General features: G+C 38.2%; 24 protein-coding genes. 13 read left to right on the forward strand and 11 right to left on the reverse strand.

Translation table 11 applies throughout. The features are described 5' to 3' along the window. Positions 1–2 precede the first annotated feature (2 nt). Positions 3–1,106 carry a glycosyltransferase family 4 protein gene (locus EHE21_RS00120; RefSeq protein ID WP_194951548.1) on the forward strand — a complete coding sequence of 368 codons (1,104 nt, stop codon included), beginning with the start codon at positions 3–5 and terminating at the stop codon, positions 1,104–1,106. After that, positions 1,106–2,275 (forward strand): glycosyltransferase family 4 protein, encoded by a 1,170-nt coding sequence (locus EHE21_RS00125; protein WP_194952563.1) that lies wholly within the window; start codon positions 1,106–1,108, stop codon positions 2,273–2,275. The genes EHE21_RS00120 and EHE21_RS00125 overlap by 1 nt, the downstream gene beginning before the upstream one ends. Before the next feature lies 1 nt (position 2,276). Here the strand turns inward: EHE21_RS00125 and rfaL are convergent, their stop codons facing one another. Further along, positions 2,277–3,533: an O-antigen ligase RfaL gene (gene rfaL / locus EHE21_RS00130; protein WP_194951549.1), complete on the reverse strand. Its 1,257-nt coding sequence runs from the start codon at positions 3,531–3,533 to the stop codon at positions 2,277–2,279. A gap of 98 nt (positions 3,534–3,631) precedes the next feature. Here rfaL and mutM point away from each other — a divergent pair, with 98 nt between their 5' ends. After that, a complete protein-coding gene (mutM, locus tag EHE21_RS00135; RefSeq protein WP_194951550.1) occupies positions 3,632–4,456 on the forward strand; it encodes a bifunctional DNA-formamidopyrimidine glycosylase/DNA-(apurinic or apyrimidinic site) lyase in 825 nt (274 codons plus the stop codon). Here mutM and coaD read toward each other — a convergent pair. The 3 genes from coaD to waaA are packed head-to-tail and all read right to left on the reverse strand — an operon-like array spanning position 4,453 to position 6,984. Beyond that, positions 4,453–4,938 carry a pantetheine-phosphate adenylyltransferase gene (gene coaD, locus EHE21_RS00140; protein WP_194951551.1) on the reverse strand — a complete coding sequence of 162 codons (486 nt, stop codon included), beginning with the start codon at positions 4,936–4,938 and terminating at the stop codon, positions 4,453–4,455. The two genes, mutM and coaD, sit on opposite strands and share 4 nt — an antisense overlap. After that, a complete protein-coding gene (locus EHE21_RS00145; RefSeq protein ID WP_194951552.1) occupies positions 4,928–5,707 on the reverse strand; it encodes a glycosyltransferase family 2 protein in 780 nt (259 codons plus the stop codon). Before EHE21_RS00145 ends, coaD begins: the two co-directional genes overlap by 11 nt. Next, positions 5,707–6,984 (reverse strand): lipid IV(A) 3-deoxy-D-manno-octulosonic acid transferase, encoded by a 1,278-nt coding sequence (waaA, locus tag EHE21_RS00150; protein ID WP_075673244.1) that lies wholly within the window; start codon positions 6,982–6,984, stop codon positions 5,707–5,709. The genes EHE21_RS00145 and waaA overlap by 1 nt, the downstream gene beginning before the upstream one ends. A 201-nt stretch (positions 6,985–7,185) precedes the next feature. On the opposite strand from waaA, the gene rfaQ reads away from it, so the two are divergent. Genes rfaQ through EHE21_RS00175 form a run of 5 tightly spaced genes read left to right on the forward strand, consistent with a single transcriptional unit; the run spans position 7,186 to position 12,366 of the window. Beyond that, on the forward strand, positions 7,186–8,250 hold the full coding sequence (gene rfaQ, locus EHE21_RS00155) for a putative lipopolysaccharide heptosyltransferase III (RefSeq protein ID WP_194951553.1): 1,065 nt from the start codon (positions 7,186–7,188) through the stop codon (positions 8,248–8,250). Next, on the forward strand, positions 8,247–9,377 hold the full coding sequence (locus EHE21_RS00160) for a glycosyltransferase family 4 protein (RefSeq protein ID WP_194951554.1): 1,131 nt from the start codon (positions 8,247–8,249) through the stop codon (positions 9,375–9,377). Before rfaQ ends, EHE21_RS00160 begins: the two co-directional genes overlap by 4 nt. Further along, positions 9,374–10,474, forward strand: a complete 1,101-nt coding sequence (locus tag EHE21_RS00165; protein WP_194951555.1) for a glycosyltransferase — start codon at positions 9,374–9,376, stop codon at positions 10,472–10,474. Before EHE21_RS00160 ends, EHE21_RS00165 begins: the two co-directional genes overlap by 4 nt. A gap of 39 nt (positions 10,475–10,513) precedes the next feature. Continuing rightward, complete coding sequence (locus tag EHE21_RS00170; RefSeq protein WP_194951556.1) at positions 10,514–11,479, forward strand: polysaccharide deacetylase family protein; 966 nt, start codon at positions 10,514–10,516, stop codon at positions 11,477–11,479. A gap of 11 nt (positions 11,480–11,490) precedes the next feature. Next, positions 11,491–12,366 carry an antimicrobial resistance protein Mig-14 gene (locus tag EHE21_RS00175; RefSeq protein WP_228766718.1) on the forward strand — a complete coding sequence of 292 codons (876 nt, stop codon included), beginning with the start codon at positions 11,491–11,493 and terminating at the stop codon, positions 12,364–12,366. A 434-nt stretch (positions 12,367–12,800) separates the two neighbouring features. On the opposite strand, the gene EHE21_RS00180 is transcribed toward EHE21_RS00175, so the two are convergent. The 4 genes from EHE21_RS00180 to rfaD form a co-directional block, all read right to left on the reverse strand. Then, complete coding sequence (locus EHE21_RS00180) at positions 12,801–13,706, reverse strand: glycosyltransferase family 2 protein (protein WP_194951558.1); 906 nt, start codon at positions 13,704–13,706, stop codon at positions 12,801–12,803. 123 nt (positions 13,707–13,829) lie between these two features. After that, positions 13,830–14,786 carry a lipopolysaccharide heptosyltransferase RfaC gene (rfaC, locus tag EHE21_RS00185; RefSeq protein ID WP_194951559.1) on the reverse strand — a complete coding sequence of 319 codons (957 nt, stop codon included), beginning with the start codon at positions 14,784–14,786 and terminating at the stop codon, positions 13,830–13,832. Then, positions 14,783–15,835 (reverse strand): ADP-heptose--LPS heptosyltransferase RfaF, encoded by a 1,053-nt coding sequence (gene rfaF / locus EHE21_RS00190; RefSeq protein WP_194951560.1) that lies wholly within the window; start codon positions 15,833–15,835, stop codon positions 14,783–14,785. The genes rfaC and rfaF overlap by 4 nt, the downstream gene beginning before the upstream one ends. A gap of 9 nt (positions 15,836–15,844) precedes the next feature. Then, a complete protein-coding gene (gene rfaD, locus EHE21_RS00195; protein ID WP_194951561.1) occupies positions 15,845–16,783 on the reverse strand; it encodes an ADP-glyceromanno-heptose 6-epimerase in 939 nt (312 codons plus the stop codon). A 270-nt stretch (positions 16,784–17,053) separates the two neighbouring features. On the opposite strand from rfaD, the gene EHE21_RS00200 reads away from it, so the two are divergent. After that, positions 17,054–18,253 (forward strand): glycine C-acetyltransferase, encoded by a 1,200-nt coding sequence (locus EHE21_RS00200; RefSeq protein ID WP_194951562.1) that lies wholly within the window; start codon positions 17,054–17,056, stop codon positions 18,251–18,253. Between the two features lie 9 nt (positions 18,254–18,262). Then, positions 18,263–19,288 (forward strand): L-threonine 3-dehydrogenase, encoded by a 1,026-nt coding sequence (tdh, locus tag EHE21_RS00205; protein WP_075674078.1) that lies wholly within the window; start codon positions 18,263–18,265, stop codon positions 19,286–19,288. 50 nt (positions 19,289–19,338) lie between these two features. On the opposite strand, the gene EHE21_RS00210 is transcribed toward tdh, so the two are convergent. The 3 genes from EHE21_RS00210 to rimO form a co-directional block, all read right to left on the reverse strand. Further along, positions 19,339–20,253, reverse strand: a complete 915-nt coding sequence (locus EHE21_RS00210) for a divergent polysaccharide deacetylase family protein (RefSeq protein WP_228766793.1) — start codon at positions 20,251–20,253, stop codon at positions 19,339–19,341. Between the two features lie 53 nt (positions 20,254–20,306). Next, complete coding sequence (gene envC / locus EHE21_RS00215; protein WP_194951564.1) at positions 20,307–21,599, reverse strand: murein hydrolase activator EnvC; 1,293 nt, start codon at positions 21,597–21,599, stop codon at positions 20,307–20,309. Between the two features lie 215 nt (positions 21,600–21,814). Next, complete coding sequence (gene rimO / locus EHE21_RS00220) at positions 21,815–23,143, reverse strand: 30S ribosomal protein S12 methylthiotransferase RimO (protein ID WP_088494108.1); 1,329 nt, start codon at positions 23,141–23,143, stop codon at positions 21,815–21,817. Between the two features lie 359 nt (positions 23,144–23,502). On the opposite strand from rimO, the gene EHE21_RS00225 reads away from it, so the two are divergent. The 3 genes from EHE21_RS00225 to gpsA all read left to right on the forward strand — a co-directional run bounded on the left by EHE21_RS00225 (position 23,503) and on the right by gpsA (position 25,496). Next, entirely contained in the window at positions 23,503–23,940 is a 438-nt protein-coding gene (locus EHE21_RS00225) for a rhodanese-like domain-containing protein (RefSeq protein ID WP_023583406.1), read from the forward strand. A gap of 69 nt (positions 23,941–24,009) precedes the next feature. After that, entirely contained in the window at positions 24,010–24,480 is a 471-nt protein-coding gene (secB, locus tag EHE21_RS00230) for a protein-export chaperone SecB (protein WP_006534205.1), read from the forward strand. Continuing rightward, a complete protein-coding gene (gpsA, locus tag EHE21_RS00235) occupies positions 24,480–25,496 on the forward strand; it encodes an NAD(P)H-dependent glycerol-3-phosphate dehydrogenase (RefSeq protein ID WP_194951565.1) in 1,017 nt (338 codons plus the stop codon). Before secB ends, gpsA begins: the two co-directional genes overlap by 1 nt. Positions 25,497–25,554: the final 58 nt, after the last annotated feature.

Here is a 25,554-nt window from a genome sequence, read left to right on the forward strand (position 1 = left end):
CCATGAAGATCGGTATAATTGATGTCACAATCACCATGTCTTATGGCGGGATCCAAACAGCAGTTTGGGAACTGGCTAAGCAATTGCATGATGCTGGGCATGAAGTTCATCTTTATGGTGGCAATGGCGATATTCGACACAATCTGGCAGGACGCCAAATACAAATTCACACTTACCCTTATACACCACGAGATAAAGTTATCGATCTCGGTGGGCGTTTTCGTCGTATTGTTGAGCGTTACACTTTTGCACGACACGCTAAAAAAGATGTTATCAGTCAAAATTTTGATTGGGTTATTTTAACGAAGCCTTTTGACTTTTTTTGGCCTTCTATGATGCCTAAATCATCCTCAACGCGTTTTTGCTATATGAGTGGGGGAACCAGTTTTTTCAAAGGTGATCGCTGGTTAGGTAAAAAGATTTCAGCATGGGTGGCATGTAGCCATTTTAATGCTTGGCAAATTCAACATCATTTTAAGCAATTCCCTAGTGTGATTTATAATGGTGTGGATATTGAAAAATTTAGACCTATGACTACCTCGTTACGTGAGCAATTAGGAATAGCTGGATCTACTTTTTTACTCTCATTTGCTGGGCGATTAGTGGGTTGGAAAGGCTTGAGTGTTGTCATCGATGCCATCGAACAGTTAAAAGGTGAAGATGTTAAGCTCTTGATTATCGGTGCGGGTGATGATCTTGAGCGATTAAAAAAGAAAGCGATTTCTAAAGGTGTTGCAGAGCAAGTCATTTTTCATCAGCCTGTCGAGCATAACGTATTACCTGAATTTTATGCAGCAAGTGACGTGGGTATTTTCCCAAGTACTGGAGATGAAGCCTTCGGTATTACGATTGCCGAAGCGATGGCATGTGCAAAACCGGTGATTGCGAGCCATATCGGTGGTATTCCTGAAGTTGTGGGTAATGAAGGTACCGCAGGGCTTTTAGTCGCATCAGGTAGTGCAGATGAAATTGTGATAGCGATTAATCATCTTCGTGGATTACCAGACAGAGGTAAGGCGATGGGAGAGCTGGCGCGTGTCCGTATAGAAACACGTTATACTTGGCAACACTCAGCACAACGTTTATTACAGGCATTGGCGTCATAATTATGAAAATTGCCTATCTTGATCCTTACCCAGTGCCTGACTTACGTGTGGCTTCATTACAAATTTTACAAAATGTGGATGCATTTGCTCGAGCAGGCGCTCAAGTGACATTAGTCACACCTAAAGGGCAATATCGAGATAGTGATATATTAGGTCGTTCAATTCATACTAATGCGAGTTTAGTTTCTTTAAGAGATATTCGCCGTAAATGGTATTTTCCATTTAATTCACAAAAACTTTTCTCATTACAGATTACTCGCTGGGTAAAGCAAAATAACGTTGATGCGTTGTTTACCCGTAATTTAAAACTAGCTTGTTATCTTTGTGAAAATTACCCAGAAATTCCTCTCTTTTTTGAGAGTCATGAAATTTTCGCTCAATCTTTTGCAGAATCTCATTCATTTGAGAAAAAAAAGAATCGTGCTAAATATCATAAGCTATTAAAAATGGAGAAATTAGTTTACAACCGAGCGACGGGCATTTTTGTTCTTACTTCATTATTAAGAGATGATATTGTTTCGCAGTATCAAGTTACTACGCCAATAACCGTGGTTCCTGATGGAGTTGATTTACATGCTGTGGCTGATTATCAGGTCAAGCCGTTAATTTCTGAGAAAAACTTTACTGAGGTATTGTATTTAGGGAGTTTGCATAAATGGAAAGGCATTCCTACCATGATGCGAGCCATGAAATATCTTGATAATGCAAGGCTGAATATTGCTGGTGGTACATCTGAGCAAATTGAAGGATTAACTTTATTAGCTCAAGAAATGGATGTAAAAGATAAAGTGAATTTCTTAGGGTTTATTGATCCAAAAAAACGTTTTGAAGCAATTGGTCAACATGATATTTGTGTACTCCCGCTTACTTTAACGAGTATTGGAAGCCGTTATACTTCTCCATTAAAGTTATTTGAATACATGGCGATGGAAAAACCGGTGGTGATTTCAGATTTCCCTTCAATCCGTGATGTTGTAGATGATAAAGCGGTAAGCTTTGCTGATAGTGGGAATGCACAGAGTTTTGCAAAACAGATAGTGCAGTTAAGAGAAAACCCACAACGAGCTAAAGAAAAAACAACCCATGCCCGCTCTCTCGTTGAAAATTATTACAATTGGGATAAGCGGGCAGAAACCATTCTAAAAACAATAGAGAAACTAATTAAGTAACCTATTGTTGTTTATCTGATGGTGTTGCTGATTGATGATTTAATAATGAGTGGCGTAACGCCAACATTAATCCCACCAAAATACCCACCTGATTGATATAGGCATTTTCAAATAATCCTCGTAATACATAAACCCCTAAGAAGGACATCAGTAATACAAGAGCAGCTTGACGAATAACCCCTTGGTTTTTTCTTATTAACTGGATACTTTGGGCAATCATTGAAGAGCAGAAATAAAGAATACTAAATAGCCCCAAAATACCGCCAGCAAACCAGAAGGCTAAAAAGATATTGTGGGGACCAATGGATTTTTTAAATATCCAATTGGGGTGGTCTTTAACTCGTTCATTATAAATATTATGGTAAAGCTGATTACCATAACCATAACCTTTAATAGGTTTTTCTAAAATAAGGTTTAATGCTGAGCTATTACTTCCATTATCAAAGCGTAGGCCACTACTTGTTTGAGTTAGTTTTTGCTTCAGCTTAGCTTTAATAATAATATTCGGTGATGATTGTATGATGACTATATATAAAATTATAGTTGTAATTATACTTATTTTTACAAGTAACCAATTCTTTTCAATAATTATTATTGATAATACAATTACTATCAATGTAACCCAAGCTCCTCTTGCTAATGTTCCAAGTATAATAAATATAATTAGGCAATTGAACACTATAAAAAACAACCACTCATAAATACTTGGTCTCTTTTTATATGTCCAATAAATTAAGTTTACAGGAAAAAAAAATAATAATGCATAGGTTATTTCTCGGTGCAGTCGTTGGCTTTGCCATGTAAATGGTTTTACTTGAGGATATTCCAAATAATACTGCACCAACTCTTTAGCCATAATCACCAATAGCCCAATCGCAAAAGCGACCATCACCATCTTCGCTATATCGGCAGGTTTCTCTTTATATAATACAATTGGAAAGGTAACGGCAAAAAGCAGTAATCCATTGAGTATCGGCTTATTAATCTCTTTTATACTGATACTGGGCTCAACCGAAATCACAATGGAATAACCAATCACCAGCAATAAAAACAGCAGTGAGAATGACAGATTATTTTTAAATATCTTACAGATAGTCTTAAAATCACGCACCAAATACCACAGCGCTGTTGCACCAATTAATCCCATCACAATATTTTTATAACGGGTGATATCCGGTAAGTAGATCAATATAATGTAAAGCCCAATAATGGATAAGTTCCAGAGGGATTTTTTACTATAGTCTTTAAACAACATCATAATAATCTGCTATCGTCCTTTCTACTTTAGGGAAGCTGATCATACAATAAAAATGATGTTATCGCTGTATCTCTTATCTGATAATAATGGAGCCACCTGTGCCTGAATTGCCAGAAGTTGAAACCAGTCGCCGAGGTATTGAGCCTCATCTTGTGGGCAATGTGTTGCACTATGCCATTGTGCGCAATAGTAGATTACGCTGGCCTGTTTCAGAGAAAATAAAAACGTTACTGGATGAGCCGATTTTAAGTGTAAAGCGTCGCGCTAAGTATCTGTTAATAGAGCTTAATACTGGATGGATCATTATCCATTTAGGAATGTCAGGAAGTGTGCGTATTTTATTAGAAGAACAACCTGAAGAGAAACATGATCATATCGATTTGATTTTTCGTGATGGCAAAGTATTGCGTTATACCGATCCACGACGCTTTGGTGCTTGGTTATGGTGTGAAGATTTAGAAACTAGTGCTGTATTAGCCCATTTAGGGCCAGAGCCGCTTTCTGATGAATTTAATGCTGAATATCTATATCAACAGTCGAAAAATAAAAAAACAGCTATCAAACCGTGGTTAATGGATAATAAATTAGTTGTGGGTGTAGGTAATATTTATGCTAACGAGGCGCTATTTTCATCGGGAATTATGCCAGATAGAAAAGCTAATAGCTTAACACAAGAAGAGAGTACGGTACTGGTGGCTGCGATTAAACGAGTATTGACGCGCTCTATTGAGCAAGGTGGCACAACACTTAAAGACTTCTTACAGTCTGATGGCAAGCCAGGATATTTTGCTCAAGAACTCTTTGTTTATGGGCGTAAAGATAAGCCTTGTTTGATTTGTGGGCAACAGATTGAAAGCATTAAACAAGGGCAACGTAGCACGTTTTTCTGCCGACATTGCCAACATGGTGAGAATGAGAGCTAAATTTTACCTAACTTTTTTAGCATTGCTGCGGTCACAACTTCAGGTAAAAATGTAGAAACATCACCGTCATGGCGCGCCACATCTTTAATTAAAGATGAAGAGACAAATGAAAAATTTTGGGATGGCAGTAGAAACACACTATCAAGATCAGGCGCAAAGTGCCGGTTCATATTTGCCAGTTGCCATTCATATTCAAAGTCAGAAACGCTACGAACACCACGAATTAAAATAGTCGCTTGTTGTTGTTTGGCAAAATTTGCCATTAGCTCACTAAAACCAACGACTTCAACATTCGGTAAATGGCTCGTCACCTCTCTGGCTAAATTAACTCGCTCTTCTAAGGTAAACATTGGGTTTTTGCGGGCGCTATCAGCAATAGCTAATAAAACGGTATCAAACATACCTGCTGCACGAGTTAATATATCGATATGACCATAAGTGATAGGATCAAAGGTTCCGGGGTAGATAGCTTTATTTTTCATGATTTACCGTCTTCTGGCTGAGTTCCCATAAAGAAGCGTATTTATTAAAGGTATACTGTGCATTAACAAATGCCAGTACTAATCCCTGTTTCCCGTCTAAAAAACCCATTCTTAACAACCAAGTCTTAAAAAAGGCACCTAATGTATGACTTAAGATGGAGCCATAACTGGTTTTTTTACCTTGTTGATGGCGTTCTTTAGCCCACTCGGTAGCATATTTTAGCTGTTTTTGCTGAAACTCCATTAAATCACGGCAGGTAAGATGCAAGAGATCACCTTGCAGCGTTTTAACTATTGCACCTTGAGTTTCTAACGACTCATGAACCAGGTTATTGTTATATTGATAACGTTCACGGGCATATAAACGCGTCACTTTATCGGGATACCAACCACTGTGCTTCATAAATCGCCCCATAAATAAGTTACGGCGAGCACAGTTATAAACTACATTTTCTTCAGGTTGCTGCAATATCGTGAGGATACTGGTTTTGAGTTCAGGTGTGACACGTTCATCACTATCGATCATAAAAATATAATCACCTGTGGCATATTGCTGCGCCAATTGGCGCTGTCTGCCAAAACCTGGCCACTCACTGTTCACAAAGACTTTTGCCCCTTTTTCTGTCGCAATACGACAGGTGTTATCTTGGCTTCCTGAATCCAATACAATGATTTCATCAGCCCATTGCACAGAGTCTAAGCATTCACCAATGATATCAGCAGCATTTTTACTGATCATCACGACAGAAAGGCGCTTGCTTTGGCTCATCAGTGGCTCCGAGGGGGAAGATAAGGTGAAAGTAGGGTGAGTAGACGCAATAATGCACCTTGGTTTTCATGAAGTACTTCAACAGCATGACGACCATAGTAACGGCGATAATCTTCATCATTAAGCAATGAAGCAATAGCAGTTGCCATCGATTCACTGTCTGTAACAGTAATTAACCCTTCAGCTTGATCGAGCTTGGCACAGATATTTTTAAAATTAAAAGTATGAGGTCCCATAATAACAGGGATAGCGTGTGCGGCTGCTTCTAAAGGATTATGACCACCACGTTCGACTAAACTCCCTCCCACAAAAGCCAGATCAGCAATACCATAGAGCAACATCAGCTCGCCCATAGTGTCGCCAATAACGACTTGGGTCTGTGCATCAGGAACAGCATCAGTGCTTCGTAACGTATATTTTAATCCCGCTTCTCGTGTTAATTGCTCAGCTTTAGGAAAACGTTCTGGGTGTCGAGGAACTAAAATTAGTAAAAGTTGTGGGAATTGTGTCAGTAGCTTTTTATGTGTTTCTAAGATAATGGTTTCTTCACCTTCATGAGTACTGGTTGCAATCCAAACAGGGCGATGGGCAGCCCATTGGCGACGTAAAGCAACGGCTCTTGCTGCTAACTCAGGGGTGACAGAAATATCAAATTTTAGGCTACCCGTTACATGTAAATGTGAACGTTTGAGCCCTAATTCGATAAAACGCTCACCATCTTCTTGGTTTTGAGCCGCAATTAAGGTGATTTTTTGGAGCATCGTTTTGACGAAACTACCTAATTTCTGATAACCCGCCGCAGAGCGTTCTGATAAACGTGCATTGGCAATAATCAACGGGATTTTTCGTTGATGTAGTTTTGAAATTAGGTTAGGCCATAGTTCGGTTTCCATAATGATAACTAATTTCGGATCAACCGTTTTAAGAAAACGATTAACTGAACCGGGTAAATCATAAGGAAGATAGACATGGTAAACATCATCACCAAATGCAGAACGTACACGTTCTGAGCCTGTTGGTGTCATGGTTGTGACCGTGATAGGCAAATCGGGATAATGATGACGAAGGGCGCGAACAAGTGGCACTGCGGCGAGTGTTTCACCAACAGAAACTGAATGTAATAATATCCCTTGAGGTACGACTTTGCCTTTGCAAAAGCCATAGCGCTCTCCCCACCGTTTGCGGTAGGCGGGTGCTTTACGGCTGCGTAATAAAAGACGCAACCAAATCAGAGGTTGAATAAGGTAAAGAAGTACCTGATATAAACGCAACAACATGCTATCAAATTCACTTATCTGGACGAACGCTTATAGTATCACACTGTGTAGTAGAAAGTGTGTAAAAACAAACGTTGTGGCGATAAACAACACGGTATAATGCTTTTTTATTAATTTTAACAGGCTTTATTCAGGAAACTTGATAGAATTTTTTTTATAATCAAATCACATTACTAATTATTCAAGTCCATTTGGAATGTTATGAGTGAAAAAATGAAGTTAATACAAAGGGTTCTTGTTATTAAGTTACGACATCATGGTGATACTTTATTGATTACCCCTGTTATTAATACATTAAAAGCTAATTTTCCAAATGCGAAAGTTGATGTCCTCATCAATAAAGAAACCATGCCAATGATTGAACATTTTTCTTCTATTCATCATATCTTTGTACTAGATAAGGCATGGAAAAAAGAGGGAAAGCTGGCAAGATTACGTCATGAGTGGAAATTACTAACAGACTTAAGAAATCAACAATATGATGTTGTTATAAACTTAGCTGATCAGTGGAATAGCGCGATAGTAACCCGTTTTACGGGAGCCAAAATTCGTATTGGGTATGATATTTATAAACGCCAAAGTCCTATTTGGAAAAAATGTTTTACGCATTTGATCCCACTAGGCTCTGTAGATGAAAAACATATTGTTGAGCAAAATTTAGCACTCTTACAGCCATTACAATTGCCTAAAACAGATACTCAAGTATCAATGACGTATAGCCATCAAGATAAACAAATTGTTATCGCAAAATTAAAAGAACATAACGTGTTGAGTTCTTATATTGTTATTCAACCGACCTCTCGATGGTTTTTTAAATGTTGGGATGAAGGTAAATGGTCAGAATTAATTGATACGTTGGAACAGGAAGGAAAACAAATTGTTTTAACATCAGGTCCTGATCCAAAAGAGCAAGAGATGGTTAATACTATAATTGAAAAGAGTACTTCAAAAAATCTAGTCTCATTATCGGGGCAGCTTTCTTTACCTCAACTTGCGGCATTAATTGATGATGCACGTTTATTTATTGGGGTTGATTCTGTTCCTATGCATATGGCTGCGGCGCTTAAAACACCACTTGTTGCCCTCTTTGGACCATCAAAATTATTTCATTGGTCACCATGGGAACATATTGGCGAAGTATTATGGGCAGGAAATTATGGTGAACTCCCAGATCCTGATGATGTCAATACTAACACACAAACGCGTTATCTCAGTTTAATACCTGTCGAAGATGTACTGAATGCCGTAAGAGGACAACTAAAATGAATTCATTCCGATTGGCTATAGTGCGTCAAAAATACCGACCTGATGGAGGCGCTGAACGATTTGTTTCTCGGGCGCTTGAAGCATTGGATAATCAAGCGGTAGAACTTAATGTGATCACGCGTTCATGGATTGGTGCTGTACAACCCCAATGGCATATTCATATTGTCAATCCAATGAAATGGGGACGGATTAGTCGTGAGAAAGGTTTTGCTCAAGGTACAAGGCAATGCTGGCAAAAAGAACAGTTCGATTTAGTACAAAGCCATGAGCGTATTGCTGGATGCGATATTTATCGTGCAGGAGATGGTGTTCATCATCGCTGGTTATTACAACGTTCACGAGTATTAAGCCCACTGCGTAGTCAATTACTGCTTAACAGCTGCTATCACCGCTATGTAATGAAAGCTGAAAAAGAGATGTATCATTCATCAGAACTGAAACGGGTTATCTGTAATTCAGAGATGGTAAAACGTGAAGTGATGGAAGACTTTGGTGTTGAAAGTGAGCGTATTAGTGTAATTTATAATGCGATTGATAATCAGCGATTTTTTCCTGCCACAGCACTTTACCGTGAACAGTTACGTCAGCAATACCAGATCCCAATAGAAGCAAAATGCTTTATTTATGTAGGTTCAGGATTTGAACGTAAAGGCTTAAAAGCGGCCATTGAAGCCATTAGTTGTACTCATGCACATTTGATTGTTGTTGGGCAAGATAAAGAGCAGAAAAAGTATCAACAACTCGCTTATCAATTAAAAAGCCATGAGAGAGTTCATTTTTTAGGTATGCAAAAAGATACTCTACCTTTATATCAAATGGCTGATGGTTTACTGTTGCCGACCTTATATGATCCTTTTCCTAATGTTGTTTTAGAAGCAATGGCATGTGGTTTACCTGTTATCACCAGTTATACTTGTGGTGGTTCTGAATTTATTGAACAAGGTATTAATGGTTTTGTCACAGATGCTTTAGATATTTCTGCAATGATAAGTGCAATAGAAACAATTTCTGCCGATAATCTTGATAATAGAATGTCTAAAGCCGCCCGAAATAAGATATTGCCTTATACGCCAGAGCATTTATCTCAACAACTGATTGGGCTTTACCAAAAGGTTCTTAGTTTATGAAGGAACATATCCTTTTTATTATTGATGGATTACCGGGTGGTGGTGCTGAAAATGTCACTATCAGGCTGTGTCATGGCTTAAGCCAGCGTGGTTATACCGTGACGCTACTCTCTTTAGCCGAAAAATGTGATTATTCTATCCCCGCTAATATTGAGTTATTGATTGATGCAGACAGCTATCGAGGATTATTTCATCGGCAAACTGAACTAAAACGTCGAGCAAAATCGATGGATAATACGTTGAAATCACTATTTGCACGTAAAGGTATTCCATCGCTTGTTGTTTCAAATTTGCATAAGACTGATAGGATTGTTGCTTTATCTAAAGAGTTGATGGATAAAAATACGTGGTATTGCATTCATGGCATATTTTCCCAATCTTATTTAGGTAATAAAACCGGTTTTTCTCGTTGGTTAAAACAAAAGAAGATCCAAAAAGTATACCAAGGGAAGAATATTATTACGGTTTCCAATGCGGCTGGGCAGGATTTGATCCAAAATGTGGGGATATCACCACAACAATTAAAAACAATTTATAATCCGTTTGATATTCAAGAAATTAGAAATCTGGCTTTAGAAAGTAATTCTTATCAAGGGCAAGATTATTTACTGCATATTGGTCGTTTTCATGAAGTTAAACGACATGACAGGTTGTTAGAGGCATTTGCGTTAGCAGATCTACCTTGTAAATTATTTATTGCAGGGCAAGGCTCTTCTGAAGTGACAACTAAAATTAAAAATAAAATAGCAGATCTTAATTTAGAAGATAAGGTGAGTTTAATTGGTTTTTTATCAAACCCATTTGCTGTTATTAAAGATGCAAAAGCGGTTGTTTTAAGCTCTGACAGCGAAGGTTTAGGTAATGTGTTAGTTGAATCTTTGATTTGTAATACACCGATTGTGAGTACCAACTGTCCTGGTGGCATTAGTGAAATTATGGAAGGTGAGCTTGCTAATTATAAAGCGGAACTAAATGCAGCATCGTTAGCAGAAAAGATGCGATTGGTTTATTTTACGCCACCTAAAATTAGACCAGAAATGTACCAAAAATTTGATATTGATGAAGTGATTGATCAGTACATATCACTTATTAAGTAATAAAGTTATTTATTTCTAAAGAAGACGTAAGGTATTTCAATGACTAAACCAGCATTTATTATCACATTAGATACCGAAGGCGATAATCTTTGGGAAAATGAGGGTGAGATCACCACTCAAAATACACACTTTCTTCCTCGTTTTCAGCAACTTTGTGAGCGCTTTAATTTTAAACCTGTTTGGCTAACAAACTATGAAATGGTTATGGATGAAGCCTATATTGAATTTGCTCGTGATGTTATTGCGCGTAATACCGGTGAAATTGGTATGCACTTGCATGCATGGAATAGCCCACCATTAACACCTTTAACGGATGATGATTTACATTATCAGCCTTATTTAATTGAATATCCCAAAGATCAAATGCGAGAAAAAATCGCATTAATGACGCACTTACTTGAAGATAAGCTGCAAACTAAAATGTTAAGTCATCGTGCAGGTCGTTGGGCTTTTAATGAGATTTATGCACAACTTTTAGTTGAGTTTGGTTACCAAGTCGATTGTTCTGTGACACCAAAAGTGGATTGGCGTTTTACTAAAGGTGATCCAGCACAAGTAGGTGGAACAAATTACACCGATTTTCCAAGCCATGCTTATTTTATGGACTTACAGGATATTACTAAAGCGGGAAATTCTTCGCTACTAGAAGTGCCGATGAGTATTCAATATAAGCACTCTCCTTTAATGAATAAAGTTAAGCAGGGTTACGATAAATTAAGAGGTAAACAAAGAGCCCCTTCAGTGAATTGGCTTCGCCCTAAAGGCGGAAATGCCCAACAGATGATTGAAGTTGCTGAAAAATCTTTAGCTCAAGGCCACTCTCATATTGAATTTATGTTGCATTCATCTGAATTTATGCCGGGTGGCAGCCCAACATTTCGTACCGAAAAAGATATTGAAGGGTTATATAACGATTTAGAAACGTTATTTAGTTTCTTGTCAGATAAAGTGCAGGGAATGACGTTAGCTGAGTATTATAAAATAAAAAATAAGGCATCATTATAATGTTTTTTAAGATGGGTTGGCAACAAGGTTCAGAATCGGAATACCGAGAAGCATATACTAAATTTGGAGGTAGTGTAATTACTTCCCCTGACTTGCTTAATTTTATTCATCAACGCTTTAATTTAGATGAGAAGTTTTATATAAGAAAAGATAGAAATAATCAAATTATGGGTGCTTTCTGTACTTGGAATGATAAGTATTTAGCGGGAGAACAGAAAATAGCACATAATTTAGGACTTTATCGTTATATGCTAAATTTCGATGAAATTATATTACCATTGTCGACAGAGGAAAAAGTATTTTTACCTGCAAAAAGTAAATTTTTATCCGAAAAACATAAAGAGCAAGTAATAAATGCATTTAAAAAAATTAATGCCCATCGCGAGATATGTTTAGTGAAATCATTTTCTAAAAAAACAATTAGCACTAGAAATAGAGAATTAAATAAATTTATTAAAAAAGGAGGGAGTGTTGTTAATGTATCTAAATATTCAGTAGAAGAATTTACGGATATTTATGATGAGCTTTATTTCAAAAGACGAAATGAACACTCAAATAAAAAAGAGATACAAGAAATATTAAATACATTCCCTAATTTAGTCTTTGGTAATATATTATGGTTAGAGAATAATCCAGTTGCCATGCAATATGTTATAAAGAAAGAATCACCAAACTGGGTTTGTTTTGATTATATTAATAGCGGAATGGATATGAGTTATCCTGATTTATCTCTAGGAACAATAGCTGCCTGGGTAAATGTCCGTGATGCAATTGAATATACAAATAAAAGAAATTTAGAATTAAGATATTGTTTTGGTAGACCAACATTTGATTACAAAGAAAGATGGTGTAACCGTTCTTCTCTACAAAGAGTAATATCAATATAGTTAGATTGATTTTTTTATGCATAATGCCTTAAAATTAAATTCTATTTTTTTAATCTTTACAATCTACTTTGGGGTGAAATGAAGAAAATAGGTACATTTTATTCTGATATTCAATTTAATAGTATTTTTATTTTCTCTACGACAATGCTTGGGGAACTTTATGTGTAATACTTCTGTGACCTGAGCTTACTATTTTGATGCACATATCATATTGTTTTCTAGCGAAAATAAGTTATTAGTTGAAAATGATAATCAAATAGACAGCATAGTAATGGCTGGTTGTCAGTACACTTTACGTAATACTTATGATGTAATCCTCCATTTGGTTTAAAAAATGGATTGTTGCCAGCATCTAGCCATGTTATTCAAAGTAAACTTGATGAAGTATTATATACATTAACTAAAAAAGATAAGGGACTTAACCCTTATCTTAATTAACTGAATTTAATTTTTAAATATCTTTTCTTTATACTTAGTCTTATTTTTTTATCAAGAATAAAACTAAGCATATTGACTTCATTAATCCTATTTTTTAATTTTTCGATAGTTTCTTTTTTTAGTTCCTTTTTATATTTATATAAATGAATTATACAGTGCGATATATTTAAATGGAGGTGTTTTTTGGGTAGTGTGTCTAGCATGGAGATTATAGCTTCAGCCATCAACTCTATTTTTTCTTTACTTAAATTATTTGATAGACTACTTGGATGTTTTATATAGTTATATAAAATACTATCAGAGTATAGGAATCTATTGGATAGATTTAGATATTTTGGGAAGAAAAAAACGTCTTCATAGCAAAAAACATCAGGAAACTCTATTTTTAACATCAGCTCCCTTAAGAAAAATTTACTACAAAGATGAGCTTGAAATTTTTTATGAACTAAAAATTCAGATATAATCTCATCTTTACTTTCTATTTTATATTTTATATTTTCTTGTTTTTCTATTATTTGTTTATTATTAAATACTTCTTGTATTTTTGTTATAAGAAGATCTGGTTTTTCTTTACTTAGAATAGAAAAAATATCCAGCATATCAAAATTAGAAAGAAAATCATCACCATCTACAAAAGTAATATATTCACCTTTACATAAGGGAATAGTGTATTTTCTTGCTTTACCAACATTATTAAAACAAACTTTTTTATAGTAAAAAGAAGGGTGTGTATTTACATATTCTTTTAATATTTCTTCTGTTCTATCGGTTGAGTTATCATCAATAAGAAGCACTTCATAGTCATTTTGATTACAATTTCTAAGAGCGTAATTAATTGAATTAACACATTTTTCTATTAATGCTTCTAAATTTTTTATATTAACGATAATAGATAAAATCATAATAAATCCTAAAATAATCTTGATGGTAAGATGTAATGCATAGAATCAGAAATATATTTTTAGGTGTAATCATAACGTCAATAGAGTCAATTAAAATTACTTTTTTGTTTACTGAAACTAAGATTAGTTAAAGTATTGAAACACATCATGCGCACTTATCTCCCCAATATCCCCACCTTCTGCTTTTACAGCCGTTTGAGCTTTACCGTAACCGCCAATTAAGCCGGGATCGGTAGGGCCAAATAGGGTGATATTGGGTTTATCTAATGCAGCCGTTAAATGGCTTAATCCTGTATCCACAGAAACGACGCTTTTAGCACCAGCAATAACCTGAGCCACTTGGGCTAATGACATCTTCGGTAACACATCAACGTAGTCAAAATCTTTTGCTAAACGTATTGCACGTTGATGTTCATGCTCGGCACCCCAAGGTAATTTAATGCGTATTCCAGAATCGGCAAGCAGTGAAATTAGCTCTCTCCAATGAGATTCAGGCCAATGTTTCTCATCACGTGTAGTTGCGTGTAAAAAGACTAAATAAGGGCGCTCATCGAAGGCGGGAAGTGAGAGAAAATGCTGTGCAATTCCATAATCACCCTGAGATTGTGGAATTGGATAATTTAAGCTTAAAGCAAACAGTTGGCGAATTCGCTCAACGGCGTGCATCTCTTTACTGACGTTGTGGCGAATATCGTAAAAGAAACTCGCCAAAGGCTCTCGAGCGCATTGACGTGAATAACCGTGCTTGGTGCCTTTGGCGTATCGAGTGACCAAAAATGCACTTTTCAGTAAACCTTGTGCATCAATAACCGCATCATAATGATGAGCTTGAATAGCGCGACGAAATTGCGCGCGTTCAGCACGAATAGGGGCACTAAACCAGCTTTTTCGCCAACGGCGTATTGCGACAGGGATAACTGTATCAATGGCTTGATGCCAGCTTGGGATCTGTGCAAAACCTTCTTCAACGACCCAATCAAAACGGATATCAGGATAAGCATCTATTGCGTCAGTTAATGCTGGCAACGTATGTAAAACATCACCCATGGAAGAGGTTTTAACGATTAATACCCGCTTCACGCTGATGGCTCCGTTGATAGTAAATTTGCTAACTCAGCAAAAACCTTCTCTGGCTGAATATCGATTAAGCTTTGGTGATAGCCTTGTTCAGCATCCCCTTTACGTACTTTGTGATAACCCGTAATTAAACGGATCACACGTGCTTTATGTGATAAAGGTGGTGTAAAGTCAGGGCTACTTGGACCATAAAGCGCCACTAAAGGACGCTCTAACGCGGCAGCAACATGCATTAAACCAGAGTCATTACTAACAACAGCTTTGCAAGATGCAATAAGATTAACCGCTTGTTCAAGACTGGTTTCACCAGCAAGATTAAAACACGCTTCTCGGGCATCAGGTGTTAAAGCTTGTTTTATCTCTTCGCCTGCTTCTTTATCTTTTTGAGAGCCAAACAAGAAGATTTGATACCCTTGCTCTGTGATAAGTTTTTGCGCTAAAGCAGCATAATGATAATGAGGCCAACGTTTTGCAGGGCCAAATTCAGCACCGGGGCAAAAACCAATGGCAGGGCGTTGAGTCGATAATGAAAATTGACTTAATGTGGTAGCAATATCATTTTCGGTAACTGATAACTTCGGCCATAACAAAGGTTGTGGTAAATCAGTCGCTTTTTGGACTTTTTGCTTGTCATAAGCTAGCGCAACATAGCGCTCAACCATCAAAGGAAATGCTTCTTTATTTAAAGGTCGCAAATCATTTAATAGCCCATAACGCATTTCTCCACGCCAACCTGTGCGCTTAGGAATATCTGCAAAAAAAGGGACTAAGGCAGATTTTAACGAGTTAGGTAATACATAAGCGTGAGTATAACCATTCTCTTTTAATTGTTTTCCTAAACGGCGACGTTCACCAATGGCTAAAGCCCCATGACCTAATGGCATCGGGATTGCATTATCAACTTCTGGCATCTTCTCTAATAATGGACGGCACCACGCAGGTGCCATCACATCAATCGTTGCCGCAGGATGTAATGCTTTCAATGTACGATAAAGACTTTGGGACATCATCATGTCCCCGACCCATGAAGGCCCTACCACAAAGATTTTCATAAACAGCGATTACTTACCTTGATTTAACCATTGCATATAAAGCTCTACGCCTTCAGCAACTGTTTTAAAAGGTGCGGTATAACCCGCTTTACGTAAATTCGTCAGATCCGCTTGAGTGAATGCTTGGTAACGACCTTTTAATTTCTCTGGAAACTCAATATGTTCGATAGAGAGATCTTTATCTTTATGATGGGCAATAACGGCATCTGCAACAGCTTGGAATGATTCAGCACGTCCTGTACCACAGTTAAAAATACCAGATACATTATTGCGCCAGAACCATAAATTAACCGCAGCCACATCTCCAACATAAATAAAGTCACGTTGGAAGGTTTCGCTACCTTCAAATAATTTTGGATTTTGACCCGCATTGACTTGGTTATTTAAATGGAATGCAACACTCGCCATGCCACCTTTATGTCCTTCACGAGGGCCATAAACATTAAAATAACGGAAGCCACAAATCATTGAATCTGCTTCAGGTAAAATCTGGCGTACATATTCATCGAATAAGAATTTTGAATAGCCGTAGACATTTAAAGGCGCTTCATATTTTCTATCTTCGATAAAGTTATCTGTACGACCGCCATAAGTTGCAGCAGAAGAGGCATATAAGAAAGGAATTTGGCGTTCAAGACAAAAATGAAGTAGCTCTTTAGAATATTGATAGTTGTTATCCATCATATATTTGCCATCCCACTCAGTAGTAGAAGAGCAAGCACCCTCATGGAAAACTGCATCAATCTCACCGAAATCATCACCAGCAACAACGCTTGCTATAAAATCTTCTTTATCCATGTAATCAGTGATATTCAGATCAACCAAATTCACAAATTTGGTGCCATCTTTAAGGTTATCAACAACTAAGATATCAGTATAACCTTCATCATTTAATGCTTTAACAATATTGCTGCCGATAAAACCCGCACCGCCAGTGACGATAATCATGTGGCTACCCCTTCATATAAAATCTAAAAATTAGCTCTAGGTCTATAATAACACTGAACAGCTTTAACGGTAGCATTCATCATGGAACAACAGACTGAAATTCTCGAAAAAAGCAGAGCGTATTAGTGATCTTAATTACACAAATAACATTAATTATTTACATTTGTCGTTTTTAATAGAACAAAGGCATAGAATAAGAAACAATACTGACTATATTGTAGTCAAACTATTTAAGTTGTCTCTTTTCGAATTGCTGTCTTAGGAGAAAGTATGTCTACTCCCGCGTTTTACCAACAAATTAATCAACAACTAGAACAAACTCGTCAAGATGGCCTCTTTAAAAATGAGCGCATCATCACTTCTTCACAAAGCGCAGATATCGCAGTTGCTGATGGAAGCCATGTTATTAATTTCTGTGCTAATAACTATTTAGGCCTCGCTAATCACCCAAAATTAATTGAAGCCGCAAAAGCAGGTATGGACAGCCACGGATTTGGTATGGCTTCTGTGCGTTTTATTTGTGGTACACAAGATTCACATAAAACATTAGAAAATAAAATCGCTGAATTTTTAGGAATGGAAGATGCCATTCTGTATTCATCTTGCTTTGATGCGAATGGTGGATTATTTGAAACACTAATGGGTCCTGAAGATGCCATTATTTCTGATGCTTTAAACCATGCGTCTATTATTGATGGTGTGCGTTTATGTAAAGCAAAACGTTATCGCTACGCCAATAACGATATGGCAGAGCTACGTGTTCAACTTGAAAAAGCCAAAGCAGATAATGCTCGCCACATTATGATCGCGACAGACGGCGTATTTTCAATGGATGGCGTGATTGCAGATCTAAAATCTATCTGTGATTTAGCCGATGAATTTGGTGCTCTTGTTATGGTCGATGATTCTCATGCTGTTGGTTTTGTGGGTGCACAAGGTCGTGGAACTCATGAGTATTGTGATGTGATGGGCAGAGTCGACATTATCACAGGTACTTTAGGTAAGGCGTTAGGTGGTGCTTCTGGTGGGTATACCGCAGCGCGTAAAGAAGTGGTTGAGTGGTTGCGTCAGCGTTCTCGCCCTTATTTATTCTCCAATTCGTTAGCTCCTGCAATTGTTTCAGCCTCTATTGCTGTTTTAGATATGTTGAAATCAGGGGATGAAATTCGTGCTCGCCTATGGCGTAACGCCTCACTTTTCCGTGAAAAAATGAGTGCCGCTGGTTTTACATTGGCTGGCGCAGATCATGCCATTATTCCAGTTATGTTAGGAGAGGCTAAATTAGCTCAAGAGTTCGCAACACGCTTACTTGATGAAGGAATTTATGTCACGGGATTCTTCTATCCTGTTGTACCTCAAGGACAAGCACGTATTCGTACACAAATGTCGGCAGCACACACTACTGAACAAATTGAGCGTGCAGTGACGGCATTTATCAAAATTGGCAAAGAACTTAATGTGATTGCATAAGGTTACTCTATGAAAGCATTGTCAAAATTAAAAGCACAAGAAGGTATTTGGATGACAGATGTTCCAGTACCTGAACTTGGTCATAACGATGTGATGATCAAAATTCGTAAAACAGCAATTTGTGGCACTGACGTTCATATTTATAACTGGGATGAGTGGTCACAAAAAACAATTCCTGTTCCTATGGTTGTAGGTCATGAATATATCGGTGAAATTGTTGCGATAGGGCAGGAAGTTAAAGGTTTTAATATTGGTGATCGTGTCTCTGGTGAAGGGCATATCACTTGCGGTCATTGCCGTAATTGTCGCGGTGGTCGTACTCATTTATGTCGTAATACTATTGGTGTGGGTGTAAATCGCCCCGGCTGTTTTGCTGAATATCTGGTTATCCCTGCCTTTAATGCGTTTAAAATCCCTGACAATATTCCTGATGAATTAGCGGCTATTTTTGATCCCTTTGGTAATGCTGTACATACCGCATTATCTTTTGATTTAGTGGGTGAAGATGTTCTGGTTTCAGGTGCAGGCCCTATTGGGATTATGGCGGCTGCAATTTGTAAGCATGTTGGGGCACGTCACGTGGTGATCACTGATGTTAATGAATATCGCCTTGATCTTGCGAAAAAAATGGGTGTCACCAGAGCCGTTAATGTCAGCAAAGAAAACCTAATGGATGTTATGAAAGAATTGGGGATGACAGAAGGTTTTGATGTGGGATTGGAAATGTCAGGTGCGCCACCTGCGTTTCGTACCATGCTTAACACCATGAATCATGGTGGTCGTATTGCGCTATTGGGTATTCCTCCTTCTGATATGGCAATTGATTGGGGACAAGTTATCTTTAAAGGATTGTTTATTAAAGGTATCTACGGTCGTGAGATGTTTGAAACATGGTATAAAATGGCAGCACTTATTCAGTCTGGCCTTGATCTCTCCCCGATTATTACTCATCAATTTCCAATTGATGAATTCCAAAAAGGTTTTGATATCATGCGTTCAGGTCAATCAGGTAAAGTTATTTTAGATTGGCAGTAATGCGTGATCTTTAAGTAAAAAAGAGCCTTTTAAGGCTCTTTTTTATTGCATTATTTTTTTACTTTATCAATTTCATTAGGATCAGGTGTGTCAGGTAATTTCTTTTTTTCTGATGAGCTAAATCCGCTGGATAATGTATTAATTAGCGTACTTTTTTTCATCGAAATAATGGCTTCTTGCGCGGGTTTTAACCAAGATGCAGGTTTTGGCTCTTTTGGTTGTTCTGTTAGTGGCACAACTTTTGGCGGTTCTGGTTGTATCGGTTTTTCTGTTTGTGGTTTTAATAGCGCACTTGGTGCCACAAGTTGAATATCAGCCGGTAATAAAGGTAATTGCTGCTGTAATGCTCTAACTGTCGAGGGATGAGGATGTCCGATGGCAATTGCGGAACCATTTTTTCTCGCTAAAGCAATAGCGCGAGCGAGTTGCTGCCTTGTTTCTGCTTCAGTCTGTACGTTATCGAGAAAAACATGTCGACGCAAAGAGGGAACTCCTGCGGCTTTTGCAGCAATGGCGGCTTGTGTATTACCAATGGTCACACTATCTAAAAAATAGAGATTAGAGTGATTAAGCGCTTTAATAACCCTATCCATTGCTTGTCTATCCGATGTCATTGCACTGCCCATATGGTTATTCATACCGACAGCGTAAGGAACATTACTAATAGCATGCTGAATAATGCGATTAATTTCAGCCTGATCCATTGATGGTTTTAGGGTATCGCGCTCTAGAGGTTGTTTGCTAATGGGCGCCATCGGCATATGGATGAGAATTTCACGCCCTTGTGCATGGGCTTTAGTCGCCACTTCTTTACCATGAGGAGAATCAGGTAAAATAGCGATAGAAACCGCAGTAGGAAGTTGTAAAACTTGGTTATCTTCTTTTTTACGATAACCAAAATCATCAATTACAATGGCTAATTTGGCTGCAAATGCAGGTGTACTTACAACCAGACTTAGCAACATTAAACTAAGTAAAAAAGAGCGCTTGCGTTGTAATGTGCCAAGTAATTTCAAACCTACCTCCCAAGCCAAGGAACAGGGTTCACTGCTTTTCCTTGACGTCTAATTTCAAAATAGAGTGCTGAACGCTCTTGTCCACCACTGTTACCAACTAAAGCAATAGATTGGCCTGCTTTAACCTGTTGACCAACATTCACTAAAGCGCTTTGGTTATAACCATAAAGGCTCATATCACCTTTACCATGTTCAACCACAACCACTAAACCGTAACCTTGAAGCCAATCTGCTAATAATACACGACCATCAGCAATGGCTTTTACCTCAGTGCCTTGTGCTGCTGGTATAACAATTCCTTTCCAACGTAATTCGCCAGAGCCAGAAATAGATTCACCAAAACGGTGTAATAAAGAGCCTCTGATAGGCCAAATAGCTTGCCCCGCAGGTTTACCTAAACCACCAGTACGTGACATTAATGATTGCTCTTCAGCTGTCGGTTTATAGGTTGAACCGCGCTGTTGGGCTTCTCGTTGTTTGGCTGCAATGCGTGCTGCTTCTCGGGCTTCACGCTCTGCTCGTGCTTTAGCTTCACGTTCAGCTTGAGCAATTTTATTTCTTAATTGAGCTTCATTAGCTCGCATGGTGGCTAAGTTTTTCTGATCTGCTTTTAAAGTTGATTCAAGTTGTGTCAGCGTTTTTTGTCGGGCAGCTAAAGCATTATCGAGTTTTTGTTTTTCTTGCTGTTGTTTAGTGAGAACCTGCTTTTGCTCATTCTGTTTTGCTTGCTGCGCTGCTTTTTCTGCTTCAAGCTCTTTTGATGTTTGAGCAAGCTCTGCCATTGTTTCTTTGCGAGCATCATTAATATAGCTGTAATACGCTAAAATACGCTCTTCACGTTGGCCTTCTTCGCCACGAAATAAGAGTTCGATACCTTGGTGCTTACCTTGACGATATGCAGCATCCATTTGACGTGCTAATAACTCTTGTTGTGATTGATACTGCTTTTGTAAGCGAGCAATATTTGCGGTAATGGTTTTTATCTCTTTGCCCAATGTTTGTAAGCGGTTTTGGGTTTCGTGTACAGAGCGACCTGCACTAGAAATTTGGGTTTCTTGAGTTTTTAATTGACCAAGAAGAGCTGTTCGTTGTTTTTGTTGTTCTTGAACCTGTTTTTCTTTTTCCGCAATCGTAGTTTGTAGATCTTTTAGCTGATTGCGGTTATCCGTTAATGTGTTAGCAAAAACAGGGGATGCAGAAAAGAGCGAGGTGCTAATAAGCAACGTGATTAACGGTAAAGAAAATACACGATAAGGCGGATGTGTTTTTTTTTGAAGATCCATTTTCTCTGCCATCTGACCAACGTACCTTTCATAACAGTTTGTAAGATTATTTCATGCCATAAAACAACTGACCAGCTAACACGAAATAAAGCCGAAATTTCAGATAATACCTAACAGGTAATCTATTCAATTAATAAGAGATTATAAAGCAATAATAATAGGAGAGAGGAAAAAAGAGGGTTTCTGTGTGACAGCGCAATAGAATATCACGCTGTCCACGAGAGAGATTATTCGACGATAGTACCCCAAAGGTCATATTCATCTGCATGTTCAATAAGAACACGAACGATTTGTCCTGGTTCTACATCAAATTGCTCATTGAGGTAAACAGCACCATCAATTTCAGGCGCATCAGCCATACTACGACCAATTGCACCTTCTTCATCCACTTCATCAATCATGACTAGCAACACTTTACCGATTTTCTCTTGCAGGCGTTCAGTCGAAATTTGTTGCTGTAATTGCATAAAGCGATGATAACGCTCTTCTTTCACTTCTTCAGGTACTTGATCGGCTAATTCATTTGCTTTCGCACCATCAACAGGGCTGTATTTAAAGCAACCTACGCGATCAAGACGTGCTTGTGTTAAGAAATCCAATAGCATTTGGAAATCTTCTTCTGTTTCACCCGGGAAACCAACAATAAAAGTAGAACGTAAGGTTAACTCAGGGCAAATTTCACGCCAGCGTTTTACTCGCTCTAATGTACGCTCAACAGCACCTGGGCGTTTCATCAGTTTTAAAATCTTAGGGCTCGCATGCTGAAGAGGAATATCCAAATAAGGTAGAATTTTACCTTCTGCCATTAAAGGAATGACATCATCAACATGTGGATATGGATAAACATAATGCAAGCGAACCCAAATGCCTAATTTTGCCAGCTGCTCACATAAACTGACCATACTGGTTTTGACCGGCATTCCATCCCAAAAACCCGTTTGATGTTTAGTATCAACGCCATAAGCAGAAGTATCTTGAGAGATAACAAGTAACTCTTTTACACCTGCATTAACTAATCTTTTAGCTTCACCTAAGACTTCACCAATTGGACGACTGTCTAAATCGCCTCGCATTGATGGGATGATGCAGAATGTACAACGGTGATTACAACCTTCAGAGATCTTTAAGTACGCGTAATGACGAGGCGTTAATTTTACACCCTGTTCAGGAACAAGGCTGAGAAAAGGGTTGTGATCAGGTTTTGGCACATAGTGGTGAATATGAGATAAAACTTGTTCGTAACTATGAGGCCCTGTGATCTCAAGTACTTTAGGGTGCACTTCACGAATTTGGTTCTCTTTTGCACCTAAACAGCCAGTAACAATGACTTTACCGTTTTCATCGAGTGCTTCACCAATCGCTTCTAGCGATTCTTGTACTGCACTGTCAATAAACCCACAGGTGTTGACGATGACTAAATCAGCATCATTATAGGTAGGAACAACTTGATAACCTTCTGTACGCAGTTCGGTTAGGATACGTTCAGAGTCCACTAAATTTTTAGGACAACCTAATGAAACGAATCCAATTTTAGGCACTTGATTTGTTTGCGACATGCTCGTGTTCTCAATACTTTTAAATAAATAACAGATAGTTGTTGTATCTCAGACAGGTATAAATCTTACGTAATATGGGAGATTTTATACGTAAGTAGCCACTATTAGGGATGCTGATTTATTAATAGCTTGCCTGAAGAGGGATCCTGTAGAGTAAAAAGGTAAGGCCTTTTTAATTCATCATTTTTCACGGAACCGGCGCTAATGGTACATAAATCCGTCAATAAAAAAAATGATTGTTGAGAAACTTTCCGCAAAAATAGAAAGAGAAAAGCAGGAATAGGCTGTAATTGCGCCATGACAAAGGTATACTTTGGCTCTTTGATACTATTTTTAACCAACGAGAGTGATTGCATCCTATGCTGCAAGAAGTAATGCAATTTTTCAACCGGCACACCCTGTTAAGCTTTGTTTGGGTCGCGTTGCTGGTGGCGGTCATTGTATTGACCTTTAAAGGGCTTTTTTCTAAGACGAAAAATATTTCCCGTACAGAAGCGATTTCTTTGATAAACAAAGAGAATGCGGTGTGTGTTGATATCCGTAGCCGTGATGAATTCCGTAAAGGACACATCATTGATTCTATCAATTTAACGCCTTCTGAAATCAAAAATAATAATATTGCTGAGCTGGAGAAATATAAATCACAGCCAGTTATTGTTGTGTCACCATCAGGTATTGAAGGTGCAAAACCTGCAGAAAGCCTAATTAAACTCGGTTTTGAAAAAGTCTTTATCTTAAAAGATGGTCTTTCAGGCTGGAGTGGTGAGAATTTACCACTGGCTAAAGGTAAAAAGTAACGAGCGGGCAGATTGAGTTCTATACTTACTGCTATTCAATTAATAAGGATATAAAAAGGTAAGATTATTATGTCAGAACAGCAAAACCAAGAGATGACTTTTCAAATTCAACGTATCTATACAAAAGATATCTCTTTTGAAGCGCCTAATGCCCCACAAGTTTTCCAAAAAGAGTGGCAACCAGAAGTTAAATTAGATCTGGATACTTCTTCTAATACTCTAGCTGAAAACGTCTATGAAGTTATTCTGCGCGTTACTGTAACCGCAACAATGGATAACGAAACTGCATTCCTGTGTGAAGTTCAACAAGCAGGTATCTTTACCGTTGAAGGTATCGAAGGCACTCAACTGGCACATTGCTTAGGTGCATATTGCCCTAACGTTCTGTTCCCTTACGCTCGTGAATGTATCACTAACTTAGTTAGCCGTGGTACTTTCCCACAACTGAACTTAGCACCTGTTAACTTTGATGCGTTGTTTATGAACTATTTACAACAGCAACAAACTGATGCGGCTAATGAAGGGGCTGAAGAAGCTTAATGAACGCTTCTATGACAGTTATCGGTGCCGGTTCATACGGCACCGCTTTAGCGATTACCTTAGCGCGCAATGGTCATGACGTTGTACTTTGGGGTCATGATCCTGAGCATGTTGCTGCATTAGAACAAGCACGCTGTAATCAGGCATTTCTGCCCGATGTTTCCTTTCCTGATAGTTTATACATGGAAGCTTCTTTGCAAAAAGCCATTGAAGCCAGCCGTAATATTCTTGTTGTGATCCCAAGCCATGTTTTTGGTGATGTATTACAACAGATCAAACCCTTTTTACGTCAGGATGCACGTGTTGTTTGGGCGACAAAAGGACTTGAGGCTCATACTGGTCGCTTGTTGCAAGATGTAGCGCGTGAAGTATTAGGTAATGAAATCCCGCTAGCAGTTTTATCAGGCCCTACTTTTGCTAAAGAGCTTGCCGCGGGTTTGCCCACTGCGATTTCTGTGGCATCAACGGATAATACGTTCTCTGAAGAGCTTCAACAGTTTTTCCATTGTGGCAAAAGTTTCCGTGTGTATAAAAATCCTGACTTTATCGGTGTGCAATTAGGTGGCGCGGTAAAAAACGTGATTGCGATTGGTGCGGGTATGTCTGATGGTATGGGATTTGGTGCGAATGCGCGTACAGCGCTGATCACCCGCGGACTTGCCGAGATGAGCCGATTAGGTAAAGCATTAGGTGCAGATGCTGCTACTTTTATGGGAATGGCGGGTTTAGGTGATTTAGTTTTAACCTGTACCGATAACCAATCTCGTAATCGTCGATTCGGTATGATGCTAGGTCAAGGCTTTGATGTTGATACAGCCCAAGAGAAAATCGGGCAGGTCGTTGAAGGTTATCGCAATACCAAAGAGGTTCGTGCATTAGCTGAGCAAGTTGGTGTTGAAATGCCTATCACAGAGCAGATCTACCAAATTTTATACCAGCATAAAGATGCTAAAGAAGCGGCATTATCTTTATTAGGCCGTGCAACGAAAGATGAGATAGACAGTAATCTTTTCTAAGTCTATTTTAGATAGTTATTTATTTCTGTTTTAAACATAAGAAGCCTAAGTTTTTACT

The sequence above is a fragment of the Proteus sp. GOKU genome, from assembly GCF_015475555.1.
Classification (GTDB): domain Bacteria; phylum Pseudomonadota; class Gammaproteobacteria; order Enterobacterales; family Enterobacteriaceae; genus Proteus; species Proteus mirabilis_B.